The following is a 25,501-nucleotide window of genomic DNA, read 5'->3' as shown; positions in this document are numbered from 1 at the left end:
GGAGCTTAAATGAATCAGATTCCGATGACGTTAAGAGGCGCTGAAAGATTGCGCGAAGAGCTGAACGAGCTGAAAACCGTGAAGCGCCCGCGCATTATCGCCTCTATCGCTGATGCACGCGAACATGGCGATTTAAAAGAGAACGCGGAATATCACGCTGCGCGTGAAGAGCAGGGTTTTTGCGAAGGCCGTATTCAGGAGATTGAAGCCAAACTCTCCAATGCGCAGGTTATCGACGTCACTCAGATGCCGAAAACCGGACGCGTGATTTTCGGTGCAACCGTCACCGTGCTGAACGTCGAAACCGACGAAGAAGCCACGTATCGCATTGTGGGCGATGACGAAGCGGACTTTAAGCAAAATCTGATTTCGGTCAATTCGCCGATGGCGCGTGGCCTGGTGGGTAAAGAGGCCGATGACGTGGCTATCGTGAAAACCCCGGGCGGCGACGTTGAGTATGAAATCCTGAAGGTGGAATACCTTTAAGATGTTGCTACGCTTTGAAAAGCGTTAAAGCACAATGTAAAGAAAGGAAAAAGGCCGCATTGCGGCCTTTTATCTGAGGTAAGAGCATGTCACTTTCTTTGCCCACATTTAGCGTGGCAGAGAAATTTTGCTCTCTTTAGAGGGGCGATACAGCACCAGCGTTTTGCCGATCACCTGTACGTTGCTGGCACCGGTCTCACGCACGATAGCCTCAACGATCAGCTGCTTCGTTTCACGATCTTCCGAGGCGATTTTTACCTTGATCAGTTCGTGATGCGACAGAGCCTGCTCGATTTCGGCCAGCACGCCTTCAGTCAGGCCATTGCCACCCAGCATAACCACTGGCTTGAGCGGATGGGCGAGGCCCTTGAGGTGCTGTTTTTGTTTGGTACTTAGATTCATCGTAGTTTTTTACTTACTCAGGGATTGAAAACGGTTCATTCTACCGCCATCTCGGGTATATCACCAAATCGACGCAACCCATTGCGTGCAGGTTTATCGCTACGATGACGATTTAGTTGGAAATATTATGACGGGTAAAAAGCGTTCGGCCAGCTCCGGCCGCTGGCTTCAGGAACACTTTAGCGATAAATATGTGCTCCAGGCGCATAAAAAAGGGTTGCGTTCGCGCGCCTGGTTTAAACTTGATGAAATACAACAGGGTGACAAGCTTTTCAAACCCGGCATGACCGTGGTAGATCTGGGTGCTGCACCCGGAGGCTGGTCGCAATATGTGGTACAGCAAATTGGGAACAAAGGGCGAGTCATTGCCTGTGATATCCTGCCAATGGATCCGATAGTCGGTGTCGATTTCCTTCAGGGCGATTTTCGTGAAGAATCGGTGGTCAATGCGCTGCTTGAACGCGTTGGCGATCAAAAAGTTCAGGTTGTCATGTCCGATATGGCGCCGAATATGAGTGGTACACCTGCCGTAGATATTCCCCGGTCGATGTATTTAGTCGAGCTGGCGCTGGAGATGTGTCGGGATATCCTGGCACCTGGCGGCAGTTTTGTAGTGAAAGTGTTTCAGGGAGATGGCTTCGATGAATACCTGCGGGAAATTCGCTCCCTGTTTACGAAAGTGAAAATTCGTAAGCCGGACGCTTCGCGTTCACGTTCACGTGAAGTGTATATTGTGGCGACTGGGCGCAAACTATAACCAAATTGCTGGAGAAGTCCGCAGTTTTGCTGCGATTCCATGTATGCGGGATCTATAGTACCCTACGCTATCTGTTAACACCGTTGTAATATGAGGTTAATCCCTTGAGTGACATGGCGAAAAACCTGATTCTCTGGTTAGTCATCGCGGTCGTGCTGATGTCAGTATTCCAGAGCTTTGGGCCCAGCGAGTCGAATGGCCGTCGGGTTGATTATTCAACCTTCCTGTCGGAAGTGAACCAGGATCAGGTCCGCGAGGCACGTATTAACGGGCGTGAAATTAACGTCGTTAAAAAAGACAGCAATAAATACACGACCTACATTCCTGTCAACGATCCCAAGTTGCTCGATAACCTCTTGACCAAAAACGTCAAAGTGGTTGGCGAACCGCCGGAAGAACCAAGCCTGCTGGCTTCAATCTTCATTTCGTGGTTCCCGATGTTGCTGCTGATCGGTGTGTGGATCTTCTTTATGCGTCAGATGCAGGGCGGCGGCGGTAAGGGCGCGATGTCCTTCGGCAAGAGCAAAGCCCGCATGTTGACGGAAGACCAGATTAAAACCACTTTCGCCGACGTAGCAGGTTGTGACGAAGCGAAAGATGAAGTTGCTGAGCTGGTGGAATATCTGCGTGAGCCAAGCCGTTTCCAGAAGCTGGGCGGTAAGATTCCAAAAGGCGTTCTGATGGTGGGGCCACCGGGTACCGGTAAAACCTTGCTGGCAAAAGCGATTGCCGGTGAAGCGAAGGTGCCTTTCTTTACCATCTCCGGTTCTGACTTTGTGGAAATGTTTGTCGGTGTCGGTGCATCCCGTGTGCGTGACATGTTCGAACAGGCCAAAAAAGCGGCTCCGTGCATCATCTTTATCGATGAGATCGACGCAGTCGGTCGTCAGCGTGGCGCCGGTTTAGGCGGTGGACATGACGAACGTGAGCAGACGCTGAACCAGATGCTGGTTGAGATGGATGGTTTCGAAGGTAACGAAGGTATTATCGTTATCGCCGCAACTAACCGTCCTGACGTACTGGACCCTGCGCTGCTGCGTCCAGGTCGCTTTGACCGTCAGGTTGTTGTTGGCCTGCCAGATGTTCGCGGTCGTGAGCAGATCCTGAAAGTGCATATGCGTCGTGTGCCGCTGGCAACTGATGTTGATGCAGCAATCATTGCACGTGGTACGCCAGGCTTCTCGGGTGCCGATCTGGCCAACCTTGTTAACGAAGCAGCGCTGTTCGCGGCCCGTTCAAACAAGCGTGTGGTTTCGATGGTAGAGTTCGAGAAAGCGAAAGACAAAATCATGATGGGTGCGGAACGTCGCTCCATGGTGATGACGGAATCGCAGAAAGAGTCAACTGCCTACCACGAAGCAGGCCACGCCATTATTGGTCGCCTGGTGCCAGAGCATGACCCGGTTCATAAAGTAACGATTATCCCGCGCGGTCGCGCACTGGGTGTGACCTTCTTCCTGCCTGAAGGCGACGCGATCAGCGCCAGCCGTCAGAAACTGGAAAGCCAGATCTCAACGCTTTACGGCGGTCGTCTGGCAGAAGAGATCATCTACGGTGCAGAACGTGTTTCTACCGGTGCGTCCAACGATATTAAAGTTGCGACCAATCTGGCGCGTAACATGGTAACGCAGTGGGGCTTCTCTGAAAAACTGGGTCCATTGCTCTATGCAGAAGAAGAGGGTGAAGTGTTCCTCGGACGTTCTGTCGCGAAAGCGAAACATATGTCTGATGAAACGGCCCGCATCATCGACCAGGAAGTTAAGCACCTGATCGACAGCAACTACCAGCGTGCTCGTCAGATTCTGGGTGAGAACATGGACATCCTTCACGCGATGAAAGACGCGCTGATGAAGTATGAAACCATTGATGCACCGCAGATCGACGACCTGATGGCACGCCGCGAAGTGCGTCCGCCAGCGGGCTGGGAAGATCCAGGCAGCAACTCAGACAGCAACGGTACGCCAAAGGCGCCACGTCCGGTTGATGAACCGCGTACGCCAAACCCAGGCAATACCATGTCAGAGCAGTACAACAAATAAGACGCAACATCGTCAGACAAAACCCCGGCTGGTCCGGGGTTTTTTACATCCAGATATTGATCAGCAAGGAGTTTCCGCTATGAAGTTGTTCGCCCGTGATTCCCATCTCGATTTATCTTTTCCACATGTGATGGGCATTCTTAACGTCACGCCGGACTCCTTTTCAGATGGTGGAAAGCATAACGCGCTGGTCGATGCGCTGACGCATACCAATGAGATGGTCAATGCAGGCGCAACCATCATCGATGTGGGTGGGGAATCAACCCGTCCTGGCGCGGATGAAGTGAGTGTGGAGGAGGAGCTGGAGCGGGTGATTCCGGTCATTGATGCCATTGCCCAGCGTTTCGAAGTCTGGATTTCAGTGGACACCTCTAAAGCTGATGTCATCCGGGAAGCCGCGCGAGTGGGTGCTCACATCATTAACGACGTGCGTTCGCTTTCTGAACCCGGAGCACTGGAAGCCGCCGCCTCGACCGGGCTGCCCGTCTGTTTAATGCATATGCAGGGCGAACCGCGCACCATGCAGCAGGCACCGGTTTACGAAAATATTTTAAGCGAAGTGGACACTTACTTCGCTCAGCAGATAGCGCGCTGCGAAGCAGCGGGCATTAAAAAAGAGCGTCTGATACTCGACCCGGGCTTCGGTTTCGGTAAAAATCTCAGCCACAATTATGAACTGCTGGCTCATCTTGGCGATTTTCACCACTTCGGCCTGCCGCTGTTAGTGGGGATGTCGCGTAAATCGATGATTGGCCAGCTGTTAAACGTCGGCCCGTCACAGCGTTTAACCGGCAGCCTGAGTTGCGCGGTGATTGCTGCTATGCAGGGCGCGCAGATTATTCGCGCCCATGATGTAAAAGAGACGGCTGAAGCGATGCGCGTGGTCGAAGCGACCCGAAGAGCAAAAGGAGTATCATGAGTAATCGTAAATATTTCGGTACAGACGGCATTCGTGGCAAAGTCGGTGAAGCACCCATCACCCCCGATTTCGTCCTGAAGCTGGGCTGGGCCGCAGGTAAAGTGCTGGCGCGCCACGGTTCAAAGAAGATCATCATCGGTAAAGATACCCGTATCTCTGGTTATATGCTGGAGTCCGCGCTGGAAGCCGGTCTCGCCGCAGCAGGCCTGACGGCCGCCTTTACCGGCCCGATGCCGACACCAGCCATCGCCTATCTGACCCGTACCTTCCGCGCAGAGGCGGGCATTGTGATTTCAGCGTCACATAACCCGTTTGACGACAACGGGATTAAATTCTTCTCGTCCGAGGGCACCAAACTGCCCGACGACGTTGAAGAGGCGATTGAGCTGGAGATGGAAAAGCCGATTACCTGTGTTGAATCAGCGCAGTTAGGTCGTGCCAGCCGTATTGTGGATGCAGCAGGGCGTTACATTGAGTTCTGCAAAGGCACTTTCCCCAGCGAACTGAATCTGAATGGCCTGAAAATTGTGGTCGACTGCGCCAATGGCGCCACCTACCACATTGCGCCGAATGTATTACGTGAACTGGGCGCGACGGTGATTGCTATCGGTGTCCAGCCAGACGGCATGAACATCAACAAAGAGTGCGGTGCCACCGATCTCAAACTGCTGCAGCAGCGCGTGCTGGCGGAGAAGGCTGATATCGGCCTGGCCTACGACGGTGACGGCGATCGCATCATGATGATTGACCATCTGGGTGACAAAGTTGATGGCGACCAGATCCTCTACATCATTGCGCGTGAAGCCCTGCGTCAGGGACAGTTACGCGGCGGCGTCGTGGGTACGCTGATGAGTAACATGGGGCTGGAGTTAGCGCTGAAACAGCTTGGCATTCCGTTTACCCGTGCCAAAGTCGGTGACCGTTATGTACTGGAAAAGATGCAGGAGAAGGGCTGGCGTCTCGGTGCAGAGAACTCCGGTCACGTGATCCTGCTGGATAAAACCACAACCGGTGACGGTATCGTTGCAAGTTTGCAAGTGCTCACTGCGATGGTGCGTAACCACATGAGCCTGCACGATCTCTGTAGTGGCATGAAGATGCTGCCGCAGGTTCTGGTTAACGTACGCTTTGCGGGCGAACATGATCCGCTTCAGAGTGACGCGGTAAAAGCTGTCACGGCCGAAGTGGAAAAAGCGCTGGCGGGTCGCGGACGCGTTCTGCTGCGTAAATCAGGTACTGAGCCATTGATTCGTGTCATGGTCGAAGGCGAAAATGAGGCGCAGGTTACCGAACTGGCGAATCGCATCGCCGACCAGGTCAAGGCCGTTTAAAACCGTAACAGGCGGTCTGCAGAGTGCTGAACTGCCTGTAAAATCACCGGGATGGCGTTTTTTTCTGCAAACAGTAGGGGTAGTAAAAATTGCACTTGCAGAGATATGCGCCTTTGGTTAGTATTCACACCCGCTTCTGATGGGTGATGACGAGACTCCCCATCAATACTGGTTGAAGCTTTAACTGTACGATTACCGTGCAAGGAACAGGATGATATGTACCAAGCTCTTTTAGTAGTTTTCCTTATTGTAGCTATCGCCCTCGTGGGTATGATCATGCTGCAGCAAGGCAAAGGCGCTGATATGGGAGCCTCATTCGGTGCAGGCGCATCCGGTACGGTGTTTGGTTCTTCGGGCTCAGGTAATTTCATGACTCGTACAACCGGCATCTTAGCAGCGCTGTTTTTCATCATCAGCCTGGTTCTGGGTAATCTGAACAGCAATAAAGCGTCTAAAGGAAGCGAGTGGGAAAATCTTTCTGCGCCGGCACAGTCTTCTCAACAGACTGAAAAGCCAGCTCAACCGGTAACGCCGGGCAGCGATATTCCTAAGTAAGGTCGTCAGCACAACGAATCGTTGTGGTCAGTGCAGTGCCGTGGTGGTGGAATTGGTAGACACGCTACCTTGAGGTGGTAGTGCCCGATTGGGCTTACGGGTTCAAGTCCCGTCCTCGGTACCAAATAGCAGTATCCCTTGCATTTTATGCAGGTCTGGCGTATTATTCGCCACGTTTTCGGACGCGGGGTGGAGCAGCCTGGTAGCTCGTCGGGCTCATAACCCGAAGGTCGTCGGTTCAAATCCGGCCCCCGCAACCAATTTTCCCTTTGAGTTCTTTTTCAAATATACTGTATGCATCGACGGACGCATTCACGGTTATTTTTTGAAAGAAAATTCTTTGGATGGAGTCCGGGCCGCATTGCGGCATACAGGGTCCAGTGATTAAAAGCCCCGAATATTCGGGGTTTTTTGTTATTAGCGAATCGTAATACTGGGCTATAGGCCCTTTTTTTATGTCTTGGGGGTGGGCTTGTCCACATTAGAGCAAAAATTGACAGAGTTGGTATCGGCTCCCGTAGAAGCGCTGGGTTACGAACTGGTTGGAATTGAATTCGTTCGTAGTCGCACATCTATCCTGCGCATCTATATTGATAGTGAAGATGGCATCAATGTCGATGATTGCGCCGATGTCAGCCACCAGGTAAGTGCGGTAATGGATGTTGAAGATCCCATTACGGTCCCTTACAACCTAGAAGTCTCTTCACCGGGACTCGATCGTCCTCTGTTCACTGCAGAACACTACACCCGCTTTATGGGTGAAGAAGTGAGTCTGGTGTTGCGTATGGCCGTGCAGAACCGCCGTAAATGGCAGGGAACCATTAAGTCAGTTGATGGCGAGATGATCACGGTGCACGTTGAGGGTAGCGATGAAGTGTTCGCACTGAGTAATATTCAGAAAGCGAACCTGGTCCCCCACTTTTAAAAGTCCGGATTGAGGCTAACCAGGATGAACAAAGAGATCTTAGCTGTTGTAGAAGCCGTTTCTAACGAAAAAGCCCTGCCGCGTGAGAAAATCTTCGAAGCGCTGGAGAGCGCGCTGGCGACTGCGACCAAGAAAAAGTACGAGCAGGAAATTGAGGTACGCGTCAGCATTGATCGCCGCAGTGGCGATTTCGATACTTTCCGCCGCTGGGAAATCGTAGAAGAGGTGACACAGCCGACGCGCGAGATCACGCTGGATGCGGCCCGCTTCGAAGATGAAGCATTCAATCTGGGCGAATATGTCGAAGATCAGATTGAATCGGTCACCTTTGACCGTATCACCACCCAGACCGCTAAGCAGGTTATCGTGCAAAAAGTGCGCGAAGCTGAGCGCGCAATGGTGGTTGATCAGTTCCGTGAGCAGGAAGGCGAAATTATCACGGGCGTGGTGAAGAAAGTTAACCGCGACAACATCTCCCTCGACTTAGGCAGCAATGCCGAAGCGGTGATTCTGCGCGAAGATATGCTGCCGCGTGAAAACTTCCGTCCAGGCGACCGTATTCGTGGCGTACTCTACTCTGTACGTCCGGAAGCGCGTGGCGCGCAACTGTTCGTGACGCGTTCTAAACCAGAAATGCTGATTGAACTGTTCCGCATCGAGGTGCCAGAAATTGGCGAAGAACTGATTGAAATTAAAGCCGCTGCTCGTGATCCGGGTTCGCGCGCTAAAATTGCAGTCAAAACCAACGACAAACGTATTGATCCGGTGGGTGCCTGTGTGGGCATGCGCGGCGCGCGTGTTCAGGCAGTTTCCAGTGAACTGGGCGGCGAGCGTATCGATATCGTGCTGTGGGACGATAACCCGGCGCAGTTTGTTATTAACGCCATGGCTCCGGCCGATGTGGCGTCAATCGTGGTTGATGAAGATAACCACACCATGGATATCGCCGTAGAAGCTGGCAATCTGGCTCAGGCGATCGGCCGTAACGGCCAAAACGTGCGTCTCGCTTCACAGCTGAGTGGCTGGGAGCTGAACGTGATGACCGTCGATGATCTGCAGGCTAAGCATCAGGCTGAAGCACATGCAGCGATCGATATGTTCACTAAACATCTCGACATCGACGAAGAGTTCGCCACCGTACTGGTGGAAGAGGGCTTCTCCTCGCTGGAAGAGCTGGCATACGTGCCAATCAACGAGCTGCTGGAAGTCGACGGCCTCGACGAAGAGACCATTGAAGCCCTGCGTGAACGAGCAAAAAATGCGTTAACCACCCTGGCACTGGCGAAAGAAGAGAGTCTTGGAAATCAGGAGCCCGCTGAGGATCTTCTGAATCTTGAAGGCCTCGATCGTGCGCTGGCGTTCCGCCTGGCGTCGAAAGGCGTTTGCACGCTGGAAGATCTCGCTGAGCAAGGTGTTGACGATCTGACGGATATTGAAGGCATGTCTGATGAACAAGCCGGCGCGCTGATTATGGCCGCACGTAATATCTGCTGGTTCGGCGATGACGCGTAATAACAGGAAGGAACAGCATGACAGATGTAACCGTAAAATCGCTGGCCGCAGAAATTCAGACTCCGGTCGATCGCCTGGTACAGCAATTTGCTGATGCGGGGATCCCTAAGTCTGAAAATGACGCGGTGACCCAGCAAGAGAAAGAAACCTTACTATCTCATCTGAACCGTGAACACGGTCAGGTCGGTTCAGCTAAGCTGACGCTGCAGCGTAAAACGCGCAGCACCTTGAATATTCCAGGCACCGGGGGTAAAAGTAAGTCGGTGCAAATTGAAGTCCGCAAAAAGCGTACCTATGTGAAGGGTGATGCAGAGGCTGAGCAAGCTCAGGCAGAAGCTGAAGCCGAGGCGCAGCGTGAAGCGGAAGAGCAGGCGCAACGCGAGGCTGAAGAAAAAGCCCGTCGCGAAGCTGAACAGAAAGCGCAACGTGAAGCCGAAGATAAAGCCAGGCGCGAAGCCGCTGACAAGGCCAAACGTGCAGCAGCGGAAAATGAAAAAGTGACAAATCAACCTACCGACGAAGTGACCAGGGCTGCGCAATCAGACAAAGCCCGTCGCGAAGCTGAAGCTGCCGAACTGAAGCGTAAAGCTGAAGAAGAAGCCCGCCGTAAGCTTGAAGAGGCTGCCCGCCTCGTAGCAGAAGAAGCCCGCCGTCTGGCTGAAGAGAAATCAGCTGAATGGGAAAAACCGGAAGAAGAGGATAAAGGCGACTATCACGTCACCACTTCGACCCATGCCCGTCAGGCGGAAGACGAAAACGACCGTCAGGTTGAAGCAGGTCGTGCGCGTGCGCGTACTACGGCTAAAGCTGCGCGTCCGGCGAAAAAAGGCAACAAACACTCTGAAGCCAAAACTGACCGTGAAGAAGCGCGTGCGCAGGTTCGTGGTGGTAAAGGCGGCAAGCATCGCAAACCTAGCGCACTGCAGCAGGGCTTCAACAAGCCAGCGCAGGCCGTTAACCGCGATGTTGTGATTGGCGAAACTATCACCGTAGCCGAACTGGCTAACAAAATGGCGGTGAAAGGTTCTCTGGTCATTAAAGCGATGATGAGAATGGGCGCCATGGCGACCATCAACCAGGTCATCGACCAGGAAACTGCACAGCTCGTTGCCGAAGAGATGGGCCACAAAGTGACCCTGCGTCGTGAGAACGAGCTGGAAGAAGCGGTAATGGACGATCGTGATACTGATGCTGCGCAGGAGTCTCGTGCTCCGGTTGTCACCATCATGGGCCACGTCGACCACGGTAAAACGTCCCTGCTGGACTATATCCGTTCCACTAAAATCGCCTCTGGCGAAGCGGGCGGTATTACTCAGCACATCGGTGCTTACCACGTTGAAACCGACAACGGTATGGTTACCTTCCTGGATACCCCGGGCCACGCCGCGTTTACCGCGATGCGTGCACGTGGTGCGCAGGCGACCGATATCGTTATCCTGGTGGTTGCAGCAGACGATGGCGTGATGCCACAGACTGTCGAAGCTATTCAGCACGCCAAAGCCGCTAAAGTGCCGGTTGTGGTTGCAGTGAACAAGTGCGATAAGCCAGAAGCGGATCCGGATCGTGTTAAAAACGAACTGACTCAGTACGGTATCATTCCGGAAGAGTGGGGCGGCGAAAACATGTTCGTTAATGTCTCTGCGAAAGCGGGTACCGGCATTGATGACCTGTTAAACGCTATCCTGCTACAGGCGGAAGTGCTGGAACTGACCGCTATCCGTGAAGGTATGGCGAGCGGCGTGGTGATCGAATCGTTCCTCGACAAAGGTCGTGGTCCGGTTGCCACCGTGCTGGTACGTGAAGGTACGCTGAACAAAGGCGACATCGTTCTTTGTGGTTTCGAATATGGCCGCGTTCGTGCAATGCGTGACGAACTGGGTCGCGAAGTCATGGAAGCGGGTCCATCTATCCCGGTTGAGATTCTGGGCCTGTCCGGCGTGCCGGCTGCGGGTGATGAAGCGACCGTGGTACGTGACGAGAAGAAAGCACGTGAAGTTGCGCTCTATCGTCAGGGCAAATTCCGCGAAGTTAAACTGGCTCGCCAGCAGAAATCTAAGCTCGAGAACATGTTTGCTAACATGACCGAAGGCGAAGTGTCTGAACTGAACATCGTTCTGAAAGCTGACGTTCAGGGTTCTGTGGAAGCAATCTCCGACTCCCTGCAGAAACTCTCCACCGACGAAGTGAAGGTGAAGATTGTGGGTTCAGGCGTGGGCGGGATTACCGAAACCGATGCGACCCTGGCTGCTGCCTCTAACGCCATCCTCCTTGGCTTCAACGTTCGTGCCGATGCCTCTGCGCGTCGCGTCATTGACGCAGAAAGCCTGGATCTGCGCTACTACTCTGTCATCTATAACCTGATTGACGAAGTTAAAGCGGCGATGAGCGGCATGCTGGCACCAGAGTACAAACAGCAGATCATCGGTCTGGCTGCGGTGCGCGATGTGTTCAAATCACCGAAGTTTGGCGCGATTGCCGGTTGTATGGTGACGGAAGGTAACATCAAGCGTCACAATCCAATCCGTGTCCTGCGTGACAACGTGGTAATTTACGAAGGCGAGCTGGAATCTCTGCGTCGCTTTAAAGATGACGTCAACGAAGTGCGTAACGGCATGGAGTGCGGTATCGGCGTGAAGAACTACAACGACGTTCGCGTTGGCGATATGATCGAAGTGTTTGAAATCATCGAAATTAAACGCACCATCGAGTAATAGACTGCTGATGTGTTGCAATTTGGGAGGCCTCTGGCCTCCCGAATTATTTGGGAGAAATAATGATGGCGAAAGAATTTGGTCGCCCGCAGCGCGTTTCACAAGAGCTGCAAAAAGAGATTGCGATGATCCTGCAGCGTGAGATCAAAGATCCACGTCTTGGCATGATGGTCACCGTATCTGGCGTTGAAGTCTCACGCGATCTCGCTTACGCAAAAGTGTTCGTGACTTTCCTCAACGACAAAGATGAAGAAGCGATTAAACATGGCCTGAAAGCGCTGAAAGAAGCGTCAGGTTATATCCGCATTCTGCTGGGCAAAGCGATGCGTCTGCGTATCGTGCCTGAGCTGACTTTCTTCTACGACAACTCGTTAGTCGAAGGGATGCGCATGTCCAATCTCGTCACCAGCGTCGTGAAGAACGATACTGAGCGCCGTGGTCCGGACGCCACTGGCGATGACGAGGAGGCGTAATGAGTCGTCCGCGTCGTCGCGGTCGCGACGTCCATGGCGTGTTGTTGCTGGATAAGCCACAAGGCGTCTCGTCGAATGATGTCCTGCAGAAAGTGAAGCGTATCTTTAACGCGAATCGCGCAGGACATACCGGCGCGCTGGATCCTCTGGCTACCGGCATGTTGCCGATCTGCCTGGGTGAAGCGACTAAGTTTTCGCAGTATCTGCTCGATTCCGACAAACGCTATCGCGTGATTGCCCGACTGGGCGAGCGGACCGACACGTCAGACGCCGATGGCAACATCGTGCAGACGCGTCCGGTCAGCTTCACTCAGGCCGATCTGGACAGTGCTCTGGAGAGCTTCCGCGGCGAAACGCTGCAGGTGCCTTCAATGTTTTCGGCACTGAAGCATCAGGGACGCCCGCTGTATGAATATGCGCGTCAGGGCATTGAGATTGCGCGTGAACCGCGTCCGATCACTGTCTATGAACTGCAATTCATTCGCTGGCAGGATAACGAGCTGGAGCTGGAGATTCACTGCTCCAAAGGCACCTATATCCGCACCATCATCGATGACCTGGGCGAAAAGCTGGGATGCGGTGCGCACGTGATTATGCTGCGTCGCGTTCAGGTTGCTCGTTATCCGTATGAAAGGATGGTGACGCTGGAACAGCTCAACATCCTGCTGACGGAAGCCACAGAAGCCGGCATCCCACTGGAATCGCAGCTCGATCCGCTGTTGTTGCCGATGGACAGCCCCGCCTCTGATTTCCCTGAAGTGAATATCCCGCCTGCCGTGGCAGATTTCTTCCGCCAGGGACAGCCGGTACAGGCCAGCAATGCGCCTGCGCAGGGGCTGGTAAGGGTATCGGAAGGCGAAGCGCGTAAGTTTATCGGTATGGCAGAAATTGCCGACGATGGCCGGCTTGCGCCACGTCGTTTAGTGGTTGAGTATCAGGATTGAGCCAGGCGTTCACTTTTCGCTGATGGGGCATTTGCGTTGCTATCGGGCGCAGAGTAGAATAGCGCGGCTTTAAAGCGGGATGCTGAATTAGAGATCGGCACCCATACATTCATTTATTACTGGAGTTTATTATGTCTCTAAGCGTAGAAGCTAAAGCAGAGATCGTTGCTAAATATGGCCGTGGTGCTAACGACAGCGGTTCAACTGAAGTTCAGGTTGCCCTGTTGACCGCGCAGATTACCCATCTGCAGGGTCACTTCTCTGAGCACAAAAAAGACCACCACAGCCGCCGCGGTCTGCTGCGCATGGTATCTCAGCGTCGTAAGCTGCTGGACTACCTGAAGCGTAAAGACGTTGCACGCTACAGCAGCCTGATCGAAAGTCTCGGTCTGCGTCGCTAAGTCTGAAGAATCTGATCGTCGGGGCATTATGCGGGCTTTTGCACTCTGTGCAGCTTACGATCAGATTTGTGCGAGTTTCGTGAAGAGGGGGCCTTTATGGCCCCTTTTTTCGAGCAATCGGCAGCAATCCGGACCAAACTGATGTATTGTTGCTTAGTGTGATCTTTAGTTTGCAGAATTTCGCGCGGCTAATGAGAGGCTTTACCGCAGGGGCGGTCGAGGGTTGTCATTAGTCGCGAGGATGCAACTGAAGATTGGTAATCAATGGCGGGCTACAGATAGCCATGCCCCGAAGTTAAGGACTTTGATTTTGCTGAATCCGATCGTACGCAAATTCCAATATGGTCAACATACCGTCACGCTGGAAACCGGCATGATGGCTCGCCAGGCGACAGCCGCTGTTATGGTGAGCATGGACGATACTGCAGTATTCGTCACTGTAGTAGGTCAGAAAAAATCTAAACCAGGTCAGGATTTCTTCCCACTGACCGTGAACTATCAGGAGCGTACTTACGCTGCTGGTCGTATCCCAGGCAGCTTCTTCCGTCGTGAAGGCCGTCCAAGCGAAGGCGAAACCCTGATTTCGCGTCTGATTGACCGCCCGATTCGTCCGCTGTTCCCGGAAGGTTTTGTTAACGAAGTTCAGGTTATCGCCACTGTTGTCTCTGTGAACCCACAGGTTCACCCGGACATCGTTGCCATGATCGGTGCTTCTGCTGCACTGGCGCTTTCTGGTCTGCCGTTCAATGGCCCAATTGGTTCTGCGCGTGTTGGTTACATCAACGATCAATATGTCCTGAACCCAACCGCAGATGAGCTGAAACAGTCCCGTCTGGATCTGGTGGTTGCCGGTACGCAGAATGCCGTTCTGATGGTTGAATCTGAAGCTGAGATCCTGTCAGAAGAGCAGATGCTGGGCGCCGTGGTCTTTGGTCACGACCAGCAGCAGATCGTTATCGAAAACATTAATGCTCTGGTTGCTGAAGCGGGCAAACCACGCTGGGACTGGCAGCCAGAAGCGGCCAATACCGCACTGATTTCTCGCGTTGCTGCCCTGGCAGAAGCGCGCATCAGCGATGCTTACCGCATCACCGACAAGCAGGAGCGTTACACCCAGGTTGGCGTCATTAAAGACGAAACCATCGCTGCGCTGCTGGCTGAAGATGAAACGCTGGATGGTTCAGAAATCGGCGATATCGTGCATAGCCTTGAAAAAACCGTTGTTCGTACTCGCATCCTGAATGGCGAGCCACGCATCGATGGTCGTGAAAAAGATATGATCCGTGGTCTGGACGTGCGTACTGGCGTATTGCCACGTACACACGGTTCATCACTGTTCACCCGTGGTGAGACGCAGGCACTGGTTACTGCAACGCTGGGTACGACCCGCGATGCGCAGAACCTTGATGAGCTGATGGGCGAACGTACCGACAGCTTCCTGTTCCATTACAACTTCCCTCCATACTCTGTCGGCGAAACCGGCATGGTAGGTTCGCCGAAGCGTCGTGAGATTGGTCACGGTCGTCTGGCGAAGCGCGGCGTGTTAGCGGTAATGCCTAAAGCGGAAGATTTCCCTTACACCATTCGTGTTGTTTCTGAAATCACCGAATCTAACGGCTCTTCTTCAATGGCCTCTGTCTGCGGTGCCTCACTGGCGCTGATGGATGCAGGTGTGCCAATCAAAGCCGCCGTTGCCGGTATCGCAATGGGTCTGGTGAAAGAAGATGAGAAGTTTGTTGTTCTGTCTGACATCCTGGGCGATGAAGATCACCTGGGCGACATGGACTTCAAAGTAGCCGGTAGCCGTGAAGGTATCACCGCGCTGCAGATGGACATCAAAATCGAAGGCATCACGCGTGAAATCATGCAGGAAGCGCTGAACCAGGCCCGTGGTGCACGTCTGCACATTCTGGGCGTTATGGAACAGGCTATCAGCACGCCGCGTACTGAGATTTCTGAATTCGCACCACGCATTTACACCATCAAAATCAGCTCTGACAAGATCAAAGATGTGATCGGTAAAGGCGGCTCAGTGATTCGTGCACTGACCGAAGAGACCGGCACAACGATTGAAATTGAAGATGACGGCACCGTGAAAATCGCTGCGACTGATGGTCTGAAAGCGAAAGAAGCGATTCGTCGTATCGAAGAGATTACCGCAGAGATCGAAGTGGGCCGCGTTTACAGTGGTAAAGTGACCCGTATCGTTGACTTCGGCGCTTTCGTTGCAATCGGCGGCGGTAAAGAAGGTCTGGTTCACATTTCACAAATCGCTGATAAGCGCGTTGAGAAAGTGACCGACTATCTGCAGATGGGTCAGGAAGTACCGGTTAAGGTGATGGAAGTTGATCGCCAGGGCCGTGTACGTCTGAGCATCAAAGAAGCGACAGAATCTAAGCCGCAGGCTGAAGAAGCTGTCGCGGTGACCACGCCTGACGCTGCTGAATAAGTCGTTGCTGATTTGCCCCTCTCTGCCTGGCAGAGAGGGGCGTTTGTATCATCGCGAGGGCGGGAATCCTTGTGCACAGCAGGCGGATGACAGGATGGTTATCCCAATGTTTGTATTCGGGAGTGGGAAATGAAGCCTTTTCTGCGCTGGTGTTTTGTTGCGACAGCTTTGACGCTGGCAGGATGCAGCAACTCCAATTGGCGTAAGAACGAAGTTCTTGCAGTGCCTTTACAGCCCACACTGCAGCAGGAAGTGATACTGGCGCGCATGGAACAAATTCTTGCCAGTCGCGCTCTCACCGATGATGAACGCGCACAGCTGTTATATGAGCGCGGAGTGTTGTATGATAGTTTAGGTCTGCGGGCATTAGCGCGGAACGATTTTTCGCAAGCGCTGTCTATAAGACCAGATATGCCCGAAGTGTTTAACTACTTAGGCATATATTTAACGCAGGCGGGCAACTTTGATGCCGCCTATGAAGCGTTTGATTCTGTACTTGAGCTTGATCCAACTTACAACTATGCGCATTTAAACCGTGGTATCGCCCTCTATTACGGCGGTCGATACAAGTTAGCGCAAGATGATCTGCTGGCGTTTTATCAAGACGATCCTAACGATCCTTTCCGCAGTTTGTGGCTCTATCTCGTTGAACGTGAGATGGATGTCGACAAGGCAAAAGTCGCGCTTCAACAGCGTCACGACAAAGCGGTCAGAGATCAATGGGGATGGAATATTGTCGAGTTCTACCTTGGAGATATCAACGAGAAAACGTTGATGGAAAGTCTCAAGGCGGACGCAACGGATAACACCTCGCTCGCTGAACATCTCAGTGAAACCAACTTCTATTTAGGTAAGTACTACCTAAGTCTGGGGGAGAAGGACGACGCGAAAGCGTTGTTCAAACTGGCGGTGGCCAACAACGTCAATAACTTTGTTGAACACCGATACGCATTGTTGGAACTGGCGCAACTCGGCCAGGCACAAGACGATTTATCAGAATCTGACCAGCAATAGCTGACGAACTTAATTTGCCTGTAAAACCTGTTAAGTCATCATCTTAAAGGATGAAGGCTTTTCTGTTCGTCAAAACTTTTAATTTGAGCCGGTTCACACTTTTTGATGAAAATGACTGAAAGTTTTCACGACGAGTTATGTAGACTGGCCGCCGCAATCTAAGAGGCACGTGTACTACATGACTGATATTCAAACCACTTTTGCTGACCTTGGCCTGAACGCCGACATCCTTGAATCACTGAATGGCATGGGCTACGTAAAGCCATCCCCAATCCAGGCTGAGTGTATTCCTCACCTGCTGGCGGGCCGTGACGTGTTAGGCATGGCGCAGACCGGGAGTGGTAAAACCGCGGCGTTCTCTCTGCCGCTGTTACATAACATTGATCCTACTGTTAAAGCGCCACAAATCCTGGTGCTGGCACCTACCCGCGAACTGGCGGTACAGGTTGCTGAAGCAGTTACCGAATTCTCTAAACACATGCGTGGCCTGAACGTGGTTGCCCTTTACGGCGGCCAGCGTTATGACGTGCAGCTGCGCGCACTGCGTCAGGGACCACAGGTTGTTGTGGGTACGCCTGGCCGTCTGCTTGACCACCTGAAACGCGGCACGTTAGACCTTTCTAACCTGCGTGGCCTGGTGCTGGATGAAGCAGATGAAATGCTGCGCATGGGCTTCATCGAAGACGTTGAAACCATCATGGCGCAAATTCCAGCCGATCATCAGACCGCGCTGTTCTCTGCAACCATGCCGGAAGCGATTCGTCGTATCACCAAACGCTTCATGAAAGATCCACAGGAAGTGCGTATTCAGTCAAGCCTGACCACGCGTCCTGATATCAGCCAGAGCTACTGGACCGCTTACGGTCGTAAAACAGACGCACTGGTTCGCTTCCTGGAAGCAGAAGACTTTGATGCTGCCATCATCTTCGTGCGTACCAAAAACGCAACCATGGAAGTGGCAGAAGCGCTGGAACGTAGCGGCTATAACAGCGCCGCGCTGAACGGTGACATGAACCAGGCGCTGCGTGAGCAGACGCTTGAGCGCCTGAAAGATGGTCGTCTCGACATTCTGATTGCAACCGACGTAGCGGCCCGTGGCCTGGACGTTGAGCGCATCAGCCTGGTTGTTAACTACGACATCCCGATGGACTCAGAATCTTACGTTCACCGTATCGGCCGTACCGGTCGTGCTGGTCGTGCTGGCCGTGCGCTGCTGTTCGTTGAAAACCGCGAACGCCGTCTGCTGCGTAACATCGAACGTACCATGAAGCTGACTATTCCTGAGGTAGAACTGCCTAACGCAGAACTGCTGGGTGAGCGTCGTCTGGCTAAGTTTGCTGCTAAAGTTCAGCAGCAGCTGGAAAGCAGCGATCTGGATCAGTACCGTGCTCTGCTGGCTAAAATGCAGCCAGAAGAGGAAATGGATCTGGAAACACTGGCAGCCGCACTGCTGAAGATGGCACAGGGCGAACGTCCTCTGATTCTGCCACCAGAAGCACCGCGTCCGGCACGTCGCGAATACCGCGATCGTGACGAGCGTGATGGCCGTCGTGACAGCCGTGAAGCGCGTGGCGATTCTCGTGCTCCGCGTGAAAACCGCGAAAGCCGTGATGGCGATCGTCCACGTCGCGAACGTCGTGACGTTGGCGAAATGCAGCTGTACCGCATCGAAGTAGGCCGCGATGATGGTGTTGAAGTTCGTCACATCGTTGGCGCTATCGCTAACGAAGGCGACATCAGCAGCCGTTACATCGGTAACATCAAGCTGTTCGGTACCCACTCGACTATCGAGCTGCCGAAAGGCATGCCAGGCGATGTGCTGCAGCACTTTACCCGTACCCGTATTCTGAACAAGCCGATGAATATGCAGTTACTGGGTGATGCACAGCCGAACGAAGGCCGTGGTGACCGTCGTCCAGCTGGTGCTGGCGGTGAGCGTCGCAGCGGTCCAGGTGCAGGCGGTCCGGGCGCAGCTAACCGTGAAGGTGGTCGTCGCTTCTCTTCTGAACGCCGTGAAGGTGGTCGTGAAGGCGGCGGACGTACTTTCAACCGTGAAGGTAGCCGTGGTCCACGTCGTGAAGAGGGCGCAGCCGCCGCTCCACGTCGTCGTGATGCATAACGACTTAGCGTCGTAACAAAAAGGGAAGCCAATGGCTTCCCTTTTTTTATGCCTGTCAGGCACCGCCGCTGATCATCACGCGCTCGCCGCTGACCCAGGCGGACTCTTCAGAGGCCAGAAACAGCGCAACCTGCGCCACATCTTCCGGCAGACCAAAGCGTCCCAGCGGCGTGGCTGCCAGCAGTTGCGCTTTGAGCTGTGGGCTCATCCTCTTCGCGGCCAGTAATCCCTCCGTCAGAATCATGCCTGGTGCCAGGGCGTTAACCCGGATGTTCTTTGCGCCCAGCTCGCGCGCCAGTCCCTGGGTCAGGGTATCCACTGCGCCTTTGGTTGCCGCCCAGAGTACGGAACCTGGCGTGCTGTTTTTACTGTTCAGGGCGCTGAGATTAATAATGCTGCCGCCGTGCGCCGGGAAGTGATGAATCGCCTGCTGACAGACCATCAGCGTACCCAGCAGGTTAACGTTAATCTGCTGCTGCATCTCCTCCAGCGTCAGCGCCGCAAACTCGCCGTGATGAAAGCTGCCCGCATTGTTCACCACAATGTCGGGCGCGCCGAAGCACTCTGCGGTGGTGGCGAAGAGCCGTTCCACATCCCGCAGGAGAGAGATATCTGCCTGTACCGCCACGGCTTCACTGCCCAGGGTGACGATATCGCTGACCACGTCAGCCGCTCCCACTTCATCCTGACGATAATTGACCACGACGCGGGCGCCAGCCGCGGCAAAAGCGATGGCAATCGCCGCACCAATGCCTTTTGAGGCGCCTGTTACCAGCGCGATTTTATTCTGCAGTGCCTTCATTATGTTGTTCTCCGCCGTAATGATTGCGTCGAAAGACTATGCGCGCTGGTGCCGAAAAGCGGGTAGTGCAATCCTGCAAGCTTCTTGCACGATCCTGCAAAAGTAGCGCAGCGGGCCAGGTATTTCGCTAAGCGTCAGGTAATATCAGCACAGATAGCGGGAGGGGAGAACACAGTGACAGAGAGTGAGAAGTGGCAGGGGCTGGCGCAGTTAATTGCCCGTCATGCTCCGGAGGATGGGCGGCATTCAAGCGCCATAGATTGCCTGTTTTTTGGCCGGGTTTCAGCACCGACTGAGCCAATGCACTTTGCTCAATGGGCCAGTTTTGCCCTGGTGGCACAGGGCGGTAAGGCGCTGCATATCGGTGATGAGGTGCTGCACTATGGTCCGGGCGATCTGCTGCTGGTGACGCTGGATATGCCGGTGCGCGCCTGCGTCACCGTCGCCACGCCGGAAAAACCCAATCTGGGGATTGGTATTGCCATCAATGAATCCCGGCTGATGCGCTACCTCGAACAGTTTCCCCCGACGCTGCCGCTGGTGACACCAGACAGTGAACGCGGCGTCACCGTGCATAAGGTCTCACCTTTGCTGGTGGATGCGGTTATCCGGCTGGTACGCCTGCTTGACCATCCTGAGGACATTGAGGCGCTGGCCCCGCTCATTGAGCAGGAGATTTTCTATCGGCTGCTGACCGGGCCGGAAGGTTCGCGCATCCTGAATATGGCGCTGGCTGAGCGGCCGGGCAACCGGGTCGCGCAGGCTGCCCGCTGGCTGCGGGAAAACTTTCATCAGCCGCTGAAGATCGATCGGCTCGCCAGCAGTGTCGGCATGAGTATCTCTTCGCTGCATCATCACTTCAAAGCCGTCACGGCCATGACGCCGATGCAATACCAGAAACAACTGCGGCTGAATGAGGCGCGACGTTTGATGATGGTAGAAAAGCTGGATGCCGGTACGGCAGGCTATCGGGTGGGGTATCAGAGCGCGTCACAGTTCAGCCGGGAGTATCGCCGCCTGTATGGGCAATCTCCGGCCAGGGATAGTCGTCAGCTGGCGGTGAGCCCGGACAGATTGCGCCCACCGCAGAACTGATTACAGGCTGTTAGCCGCTTCCATCGCAATGGCGAAGGAGCGCAGGCGCGCTTCGGAATCAAAAATCTGGCCATTGACCATAATTTCATCCGCCTGGGTTTCACGCATCAGCGAGGCCAGCCCATGACGCACTTTGTCCGTATCGCCGACCAGCGACATGCTGAGCGCCTGCTGTACGCCATACTGTTCTGATGGCGACCAGAGATTATCCATGTTTTCAACCGGTGCCGGTAACGGGCCCGGTTTGCCGCGGCGCAGGTTAATAAACTGCTGCTGCTGCGAGGTAAACAGGAAGCGCGCATCACGCTCACTGTCTGCGGCGATCACGTTAATGCAGACCATGGCATAAGGCTTGTCGAGACGCGCCGATGGCTGGAAGTTTTCGCGGTAGACGTGCAGCGCCTGGAACAGCTGGTCAGGGGCAAAATGGGAGGCAAACGCAAACGGCAGGCCCATTTTTGCTGAAAGCTGTGCGCTGTAGAGACTGGAGCCGAGCAGCCAGACCGGAATCTGCAGGCCCAGACCGGGTACCGGCTGCACCGGCGGCTGCGCATCCGCTTCGGCATCGAACCAGCTAATCAGTTCAGCCACATCCTCGGGGAACGTGTCGATGTGCATGTTGGCCTGATGACGGCGCAGCGCCATCATGGTGCGCTGGTCAGAACCTGGCGCGCGACCTAAGCCGAGATCGATACGGCCAGGATAGAGAGAGGCCAGCGTACCAAACTGCTCGGCGATTACCAGCGGCGCATGGTTAGGCAACATAATGCCGCCGGAGCCCAGCTTCAGAGTCTCGGTATTCGCCGCCAGATAGCCAATCAGCACGGAGGTGGCTGCGCTGGCAATCCCCGTCATGTTGTGATGTTCAGCCAGCCAGTAGCGTTGATAGCCCAGTTTTTCAGCCTGACGCGCCAGCGCCAGCGAATTATGGAACGCATCCCGAGCGGTCGCGCCCTGTGGAATCGGCGCGAGATCCAGCACGGACAGGCGAAGAGGTTTTTTATCAGACATGACTACTCCCGTTGTATGGCGCAGGCGTTAAGTTAAGGCCTGCACCATTTAGTATTACGCATCATTCCTTATATTAAAACTGCTAACCTCAGCAGGAATATAGCCGGTATGTGCTTTTATTCAGGATGCCAGCGTCATGCCCGCCAGTTTGCGCCAGTAACCGTTACAATCACTGCCTTTTGCGACCATTAGCGGAGCCTGACCGTTTTCATTGGCGCGGAAACGGTCGATCTCTGCCAGCGTCGTCACATCCTGCGGCGAGAGCCGTATGCAATCGACCTGGCCGTGCATACCAGCCAGATCGTTACCCAGGTTATAGCAGTAGCCGCTCATGGTCTGAATGCCATTGAGGACGAACACCTGCTGCCCCTCCTGGGAGTTGACGCGCCGGCCTGTCGGATAGTTGATACAGCAGGTTTCGCAGTCATCTTTCGCGCGGTTTTCCGAGCGGGCGGTGAAGCAGCGCGCTGAGAGCGCCAGCGGCAGATGACCGTAGCCCAGCACCTCCACCTCAAACTGCTGCCGGATACCCCGCGTCTCGCACTGCTCCAGCAGCTGTAGCAGCCAGTCACGTGACATCTCCACCGGCATACACCAGCGCGTCATGCCCTCTTTGACCAGCAGCTGCAGCGTGTCGGCGTTATAAACATTGAGCGTCGGGCCCGCGACAAAGGGCAGATGACGCTCAGCGGCCATGTTTACCGTGCCGATATCATTGGCTTCAATCAGGAACTCACCGTTCTCTACGTAACGCTGAAGCTCTTTCAGCTCAGAGGGCGATTGCAGCAGCGCCAGCGTGCTCAGCACCACCTGTTTGCCGCTGGCCGCGAGTTCACGGGCCAGCGCCATCCAGCGGGCATAGGGCGTGGCGCGACGTTTACTGCACACCGCTTCGCCAAGGTAGATAATATCCGCGCTACTGCGGGCAGCCTGCTGGTAAAAATCTTCCAGCGTATCGGTCGGCCAGTACCAGAGCACCGGCCCAAGGGCATATTGCATCATGACTCCTTATTGCCATTCACGGTGATAAGCACCCAGCGTGGTTTGCGAACCTTCTGAGAGATCGCCCAGCGTCTGCATCCACTGTGGTGCGACTTCAAACTGTTCCGGCTGCGCCTTGCAGCGATCAATTGCCTGACGCCAGACGCGCGCCACGTCAGCGACATAGGCAGGGCTGCGCTGACGGCCTTCGATTTTCACCGAGGCGATGCCTGCCCGCAGCAGTTCCGGCAGCAGCTCCAGCGTGTTCAGACTGGTGGGCTCCTCGAGCACGTGATAACGCTTGTCGTTAACCATATACCGTCCTTTGCAAAGTGTCGGATAACCCGCGCTTTCGTCCGGGGCGTAGCGATCAATTAACACTTCATTAAGACGTGACTCCATGCCCTGCGGCGTCTGCTGCCAGCGCACAAACTTCGCCGGAGAGCAGGCACCGGCGCTGTTAGGCGATTCACCGGTCAGCCAGGAAGAGAGGTAGCAGCGGCCTTCCGCCATGATGCACAGGCTGCCAAAGGCGAACACCTCCAGCGGCACCGGCGTGCTGCGCGCCAGCTGTTTAACCTGGTGAATCGACAGCACGCGCGGCAGCACCACACGCTGCAGATTGAAGTGGCGATGGTAAAAGCGAATCGCCTCCAGATTGGTCGCCGAAGCCTGTACAGAAAGATGACGTTCAACCTGGGGATAGTGCGTCGCGGCATACTCCAGCGTGGCGATATCCGCCAGGATCAGCGCGTCGGCTCCGTTTTGTGCCGCCACATCAATCGCCCGCTGCCAGCGGCCCATGCCATCCGGATGGGCAAAGGTGTTGATCGCGACATGCAGTTTGCGGCGATGCTGATGAAGATAACGCGCGGCTTCAGCCAGTTTCTTATCGGTGAAATTCAGACCCGCAAAATGACGGGCATTGGTGTCATCTTTCAGCCCCACATACACCGCATCAGCGCCATTCTCTACAGCGGTGCGCACTGCGGGTAAGTTTCCTGCCGGGCAGAGCAGTTCCATAGATATTCCTCTCAACATGCAGATGGGCGTCGAGTCTAGGCATCTGGTCCGGGCAGCGTGTTGATTTGGGGCAGTGAAATTCAAATTCATCCGCCCGGCGGCGCTTTTTTTACCTGCATGGCAGCGGTTTTTATTGATCTCAGAGGAGGCGCGCAGAAAAGGATATGGCAATATACGTAAAATTTTCTGAAGGGAGTGACGAAAGTGTTAGAGCGGATACATGCCCATTGTGTGAAAAACGGTCCTAAAATCTTAGGGTTACCCGCTGCGTTCACCCCATTCCCGGTCAAAAAGTTGCTTCTGCAACAACTCTTAAACTGGCAATTTCGTCATGCTTTGGCTGAAGGTGAGTTAGACTTTCTGGATGGTCGCCTGCTGGGTATTGAAATTGCCGATCTCAATCTGCAATGGATAACCACGCTGCAGGACGGCCGACTGGCGGTATTGCAACAGTCCGAAGCGGATGTCTGGTTTCGGGGCAATGCCAATGATCTGTTGCTGGTGGCAGCACGTAAAGCAGATCCCGACATGCTGTTCTTTCAACGCCGGCTGGTGATTGAAGGTGACACTGAACTGGGACTTGAGGTGAAGAACGTAATGGATGCTATTGAACCCGAGGCTATGCCCACCGCGTTACGCACGGCAATTGAGCAGATGGCGGCATTTGTCGACGCCGGCATGAAACAGGACGCGAAGGCCGCACAGGCGCGCGCAGGTGCTGCATGTTGATTCGTAGTGAAATTGGCGTGGATGCCGCAGGCATCGACGCACTGCTCAGACGCTGCTTCAGTACCTCAGCAGAGGCGGAACTGACTCAGGCGCTGCGTGAAGATGGCTTGCTGACCTTAGGCGTGGTCGCGACGGATGACGAGGGACAGGTGCTGGGTTATGCCGCATTCAGTCCGGTCAGCGTTCAGGGTGAAGATCGCGGCTGGGTTGGCCTGGCACCGCTGGCCGTCGATGAGACGCTGCGCGGTCAGGGAATTGCCAGCAAGCTGATCTATGAGGGGCTGGATACGCTCAATGAATTTGGCTACAGCGCGGTAGTGGTGCTGGGCGATCCGGCGCTGTTCAACCGTTTTGGTTTTGAACCGGCGGCACGCCACGGCCTGCGCAGCCGCTGGCCGGGCACAGAGGCAACGTTCCAGGTCTACCGTCTGGCCGATAATGCGTATGACGGGGCGGAAGGGCAGATCGACTACGCCGAACCCTTTAATCGCCAGCCGTAATACCCAGCCAGCTCTCCAGACAGCCGGGCTGGCCCGCCACCAGCAGTAATTTCTGCTGGCGGGTCAGCTGCTTGACCTGATACTCCAGTCTGGAGGCGCTGGCGCGATCGCCCGCGTCACAGTGAAACACCAGGTCCAGCGGCCCTTTGCCGCGCAGCGCGCGGGCGCCGCGTCCGCTCTGGTGCTGAGCGACCCGGCGCACCACATCCGTGGTGATACCGGTGTACAGGCTCCCTTTCGCCGTACGGACGATGTAGAGTTGCCACTGCTGACTCATCGCAATCATTTCCCAAAAAAAGGTGCCGGGCAGTGTAGCGCGCTTC

The 25,501-nt window shown here is 54.6% G+C and carries 24 protein-coding genes and 2 tRNA genes; 20 read left to right on the top strand and 6 right to left on the bottom strand.

Annotated elements, in window-relative coordinates; genetic code table 11:
* Positions 1-9: 9 nt before the first annotated feature.
* Complete coding sequence (greA, locus tag AFL22_RS08290; protein WP_010251811.1) at positions 10-486, top strand: transcription elongation factor GreA; 477 nt, start codon at positions 10-12, stop codon at positions 484-486.
* Positions 487-594: 108 nt separating this feature from the next.
* On the opposite strand, the gene yhbY is transcribed toward greA, so the two are convergent.
* A complete protein-coding gene (gene yhbY / locus AFL22_RS08285) occupies positions 595-888 on the bottom strand; it encodes a ribosome assembly RNA-binding protein YhbY (protein WP_010251809.1) in 294 nt (97 codons plus the stop codon).
* 127 nt (positions 889-1,015) lie between these two features.
* Between yhbY and rlmE the strand changes: the two genes are divergently transcribed.
* The 16 genes from rlmE to AFL22_RS08205 all read left to right on the top strand — a co-directional run bounded on the left by rlmE (position 1,016) and on the right by AFL22_RS08205 (position 19,037).
* On the top strand, positions 1,016-1,645 hold the full coding sequence (gene rlmE, locus AFL22_RS08280) for a 23S rRNA (uridine(2552)-2'-O)-methyltransferase RlmE (RefSeq protein WP_010251807.1): 630 nt from the start codon (positions 1,016-1,018) through the stop codon (positions 1,643-1,645).
* A gap of 113 nt (positions 1,646-1,758) precedes the next feature.
* Positions 1,759-3,684 carry an ATP-dependent zinc metalloprotease FtsH gene (gene ftsH, locus AFL22_RS08275; protein WP_010251805.1) on the top strand — a complete coding sequence of 642 codons (1,926 nt, stop codon included), beginning with the start codon at positions 1,759-1,761 and terminating at the stop codon, positions 3,682-3,684.
* A gap of 79 nt (positions 3,685-3,763) precedes the next feature.
* Positions 3,764-4,603 carry a dihydropteroate synthase gene (folP, locus tag AFL22_RS08270; protein WP_010671999.1) on the top strand — a complete coding sequence of 280 codons (840 nt, stop codon included), beginning with the start codon at positions 3,764-3,766 and terminating at the stop codon, positions 4,601-4,603.
* On the top strand, positions 4,600-5,934 hold the full coding sequence (glmM, locus tag AFL22_RS08265) for a phosphoglucosamine mutase (RefSeq protein WP_010251799.1): 1,335 nt from the start codon (positions 4,600-4,602) through the stop codon (positions 5,932-5,934). The genes folP and glmM overlap by 4 nt, the downstream gene beginning before the upstream one ends.
* Before the next feature lie 216 nt (positions 5,935-6,150).
* On the top strand, positions 6,151-6,489 hold the full coding sequence (gene secG, locus AFL22_RS08260) for a preprotein translocase subunit SecG (protein WP_010251798.1): 339 nt from the start codon (positions 6,151-6,153) through the stop codon (positions 6,487-6,489).
* A 37-nt stretch (positions 6,490-6,526) separates the two neighbouring features.
* Positions 6,527-6,613 (top strand) — tRNA-Leu (locus AFL22_RS08255).
* Between the two features lie 59 nt (positions 6,614-6,672).
* Positions 6,673-6,749, top strand: a tRNA-Met gene (locus AFL22_RS08250).
* 212 nt (positions 6,750-6,961) lie between these two features.
* Entirely contained in the window at positions 6,962-7,414 is a 453-nt protein-coding gene (gene rimP / locus AFL22_RS08245) for a ribosome maturation factor RimP (protein ID WP_010251795.1), read from the top strand.
* Positions 7,415-7,438: 24 nt separating this feature from the next.
* On the top strand, positions 7,439-8,926 hold the full coding sequence (gene nusA / locus AFL22_RS08240; protein ID WP_010251792.1) for a transcription termination factor NusA: 1,488 nt from the start codon (positions 7,439-7,441) through the stop codon (positions 8,924-8,926).
* A 17-nt stretch (positions 8,927-8,943) separates the two neighbouring features.
* Entirely contained in the window at positions 8,944-11,637 is a 2,694-nt protein-coding gene (gene infB, locus AFL22_RS08235) for a translation initiation factor IF-2 (protein ID WP_010251789.1), read from the top strand.
* 65 nt (positions 11,638-11,702) lie between these two features.
* On the top strand, positions 11,703-12,110 hold the full coding sequence (gene rbfA / locus AFL22_RS08230) for a 30S ribosome-binding factor RbfA (protein ID WP_010251785.1): 408 nt from the start codon (positions 11,703-11,705) through the stop codon (positions 12,108-12,110).
* A complete protein-coding gene (gene truB, locus AFL22_RS08225; protein WP_033787497.1) occupies positions 12,110-13,054 on the top strand; it encodes a tRNA pseudouridine(55) synthase TruB in 945 nt (314 codons plus the stop codon). The genes rbfA and truB overlap by 1 nt, the downstream gene beginning before the upstream one ends.
* A 131-nt stretch (positions 13,055-13,185) precedes the next feature.
* Positions 13,186-13,455 carry a 30S ribosomal protein S15 gene (gene rpsO, locus AFL22_RS08220; protein WP_003851063.1) on the top strand — a complete coding sequence of 90 codons (270 nt, stop codon included), beginning with the start codon at positions 13,186-13,188 and terminating at the stop codon, positions 13,453-13,455.
* A 310-nt stretch (positions 13,456-13,765) separates the two neighbouring features.
* Positions 13,766-15,904 carry a polyribonucleotide nucleotidyltransferase gene (gene pnp, locus AFL22_RS08215; protein WP_010251767.1) on the top strand — a complete coding sequence of 713 codons (2,139 nt, stop codon included), beginning with the start codon at positions 13,766-13,768 and terminating at the stop codon, positions 15,902-15,904.
* Between the two features lie 129 nt (positions 15,905-16,033).
* Complete coding sequence (gene nlpI, locus AFL22_RS08210; RefSeq protein WP_010251765.1) at positions 16,034-16,918, top strand: lipoprotein NlpI; 885 nt, start codon at positions 16,034-16,036, stop codon at positions 16,916-16,918.
* 178 nt (positions 16,919-17,096) lie between these two features.
* A complete protein-coding gene (locus tag AFL22_RS08205; RefSeq protein ID WP_031592043.1) occupies positions 17,097-19,037 on the top strand; it encodes a DEAD/DEAH family ATP-dependent RNA helicase in 1,941 nt (646 codons plus the stop codon).
* 55 nt (positions 19,038-19,092) lie between these two features.
* Here AFL22_RS08205 and AFL22_RS08200 read toward each other — a convergent pair whose 3' ends face one another.
* Complete coding sequence (locus AFL22_RS08200; RefSeq protein WP_033770875.1) at positions 19,093-19,839, bottom strand: glucose 1-dehydrogenase; 747 nt, start codon at positions 19,837-19,839, stop codon at positions 19,093-19,095.
* 174 nt (positions 19,840-20,013) lie between these two features.
* On the opposite strand from AFL22_RS08200, the gene AFL22_RS08195 reads away from it, so the two are divergent.
* A complete protein-coding gene (locus AFL22_RS08195; RefSeq protein WP_033770876.1) occupies positions 20,014-20,934 on the top strand; it encodes an AraC family transcriptional regulator in 921 nt (306 codons plus the stop codon).
* Here AFL22_RS08195 and AFL22_RS08190 read toward each other — a convergent pair whose 3' ends face one another.
* The 3 genes from AFL22_RS08190 to AFL22_RS08180 all read right to left on the bottom strand — a co-directional run bounded on the left by AFL22_RS08190 (position 20,935) and on the right by AFL22_RS08180 (position 23,949).
* Positions 20,935-21,945 carry a luciferase-like monooxygenase gene (locus tag AFL22_RS08190; RefSeq protein WP_010251755.1) on the bottom strand — a complete coding sequence of 337 codons (1,011 nt, stop codon included), beginning with the start codon at positions 21,943-21,945 and terminating at the stop codon, positions 20,935-20,937.
* Between the two features lie 120 nt (positions 21,946-22,065).
* Positions 22,066-22,944 (bottom strand): U32 family peptidase, encoded by an 879-nt coding sequence (locus tag AFL22_RS08185; RefSeq protein WP_033759648.1) that lies wholly within the window; start codon positions 22,942-22,944, stop codon positions 22,066-22,068.
* A gap of 9 nt (positions 22,945-22,953) precedes the next feature.
* Entirely contained in the window at positions 22,954-23,949 is a 996-nt protein-coding gene (locus AFL22_RS08180; protein WP_052271171.1) for a peptidase U32 family protein, read from the bottom strand.
* A 204-nt stretch (positions 23,950-24,153) separates the two neighbouring features.
* On the opposite strand from AFL22_RS08180, the gene AFL22_RS08175 reads away from it, so the two are divergent.
* Together AFL22_RS08175 and AFL22_RS08170 are read left to right on the top strand one after the other, a co-directional pair.
* Positions 24,154-24,678 (top strand): SCP2 sterol-binding domain-containing protein, encoded by a 525-nt coding sequence (locus AFL22_RS08175; RefSeq protein ID WP_010251750.1) that lies wholly within the window; start codon positions 24,154-24,156, stop codon positions 24,676-24,678.
* Entirely contained in the window at positions 24,672-25,178 is a 507-nt protein-coding gene (locus tag AFL22_RS08170) for an N-acetyltransferase (protein ID WP_010251747.1), read from the top strand. Before AFL22_RS08175 ends, AFL22_RS08170 begins: the two co-directional genes overlap by 7 nt.
* Here AFL22_RS08170 and AFL22_RS08165 read toward each other — a convergent pair.
* On the bottom strand, positions 25,162-25,455 hold the full coding sequence (locus AFL22_RS08165) for a GIY-YIG nuclease family protein (RefSeq protein WP_031292823.1): 294 nt from the start codon (positions 25,453-25,455) through the stop codon (positions 25,162-25,164). The genes AFL22_RS08170 and AFL22_RS08165 overlap by 17 nt on opposite strands.
* Positions 25,456-25,501 lie beyond the last annotated feature (46 nt).

This window comes from Pantoea sp. CFSAN033090 (genome assembly GCF_001264395.1).
GTDB classification, from domain to species: Bacteria; Pseudomonadota; Gammaproteobacteria; order Enterobacterales; family Enterobacteriaceae; genus Pantoea; species Pantoea agglomerans.
This window is presented reverse-complemented; position numbering and strand designations above follow the sequence as displayed.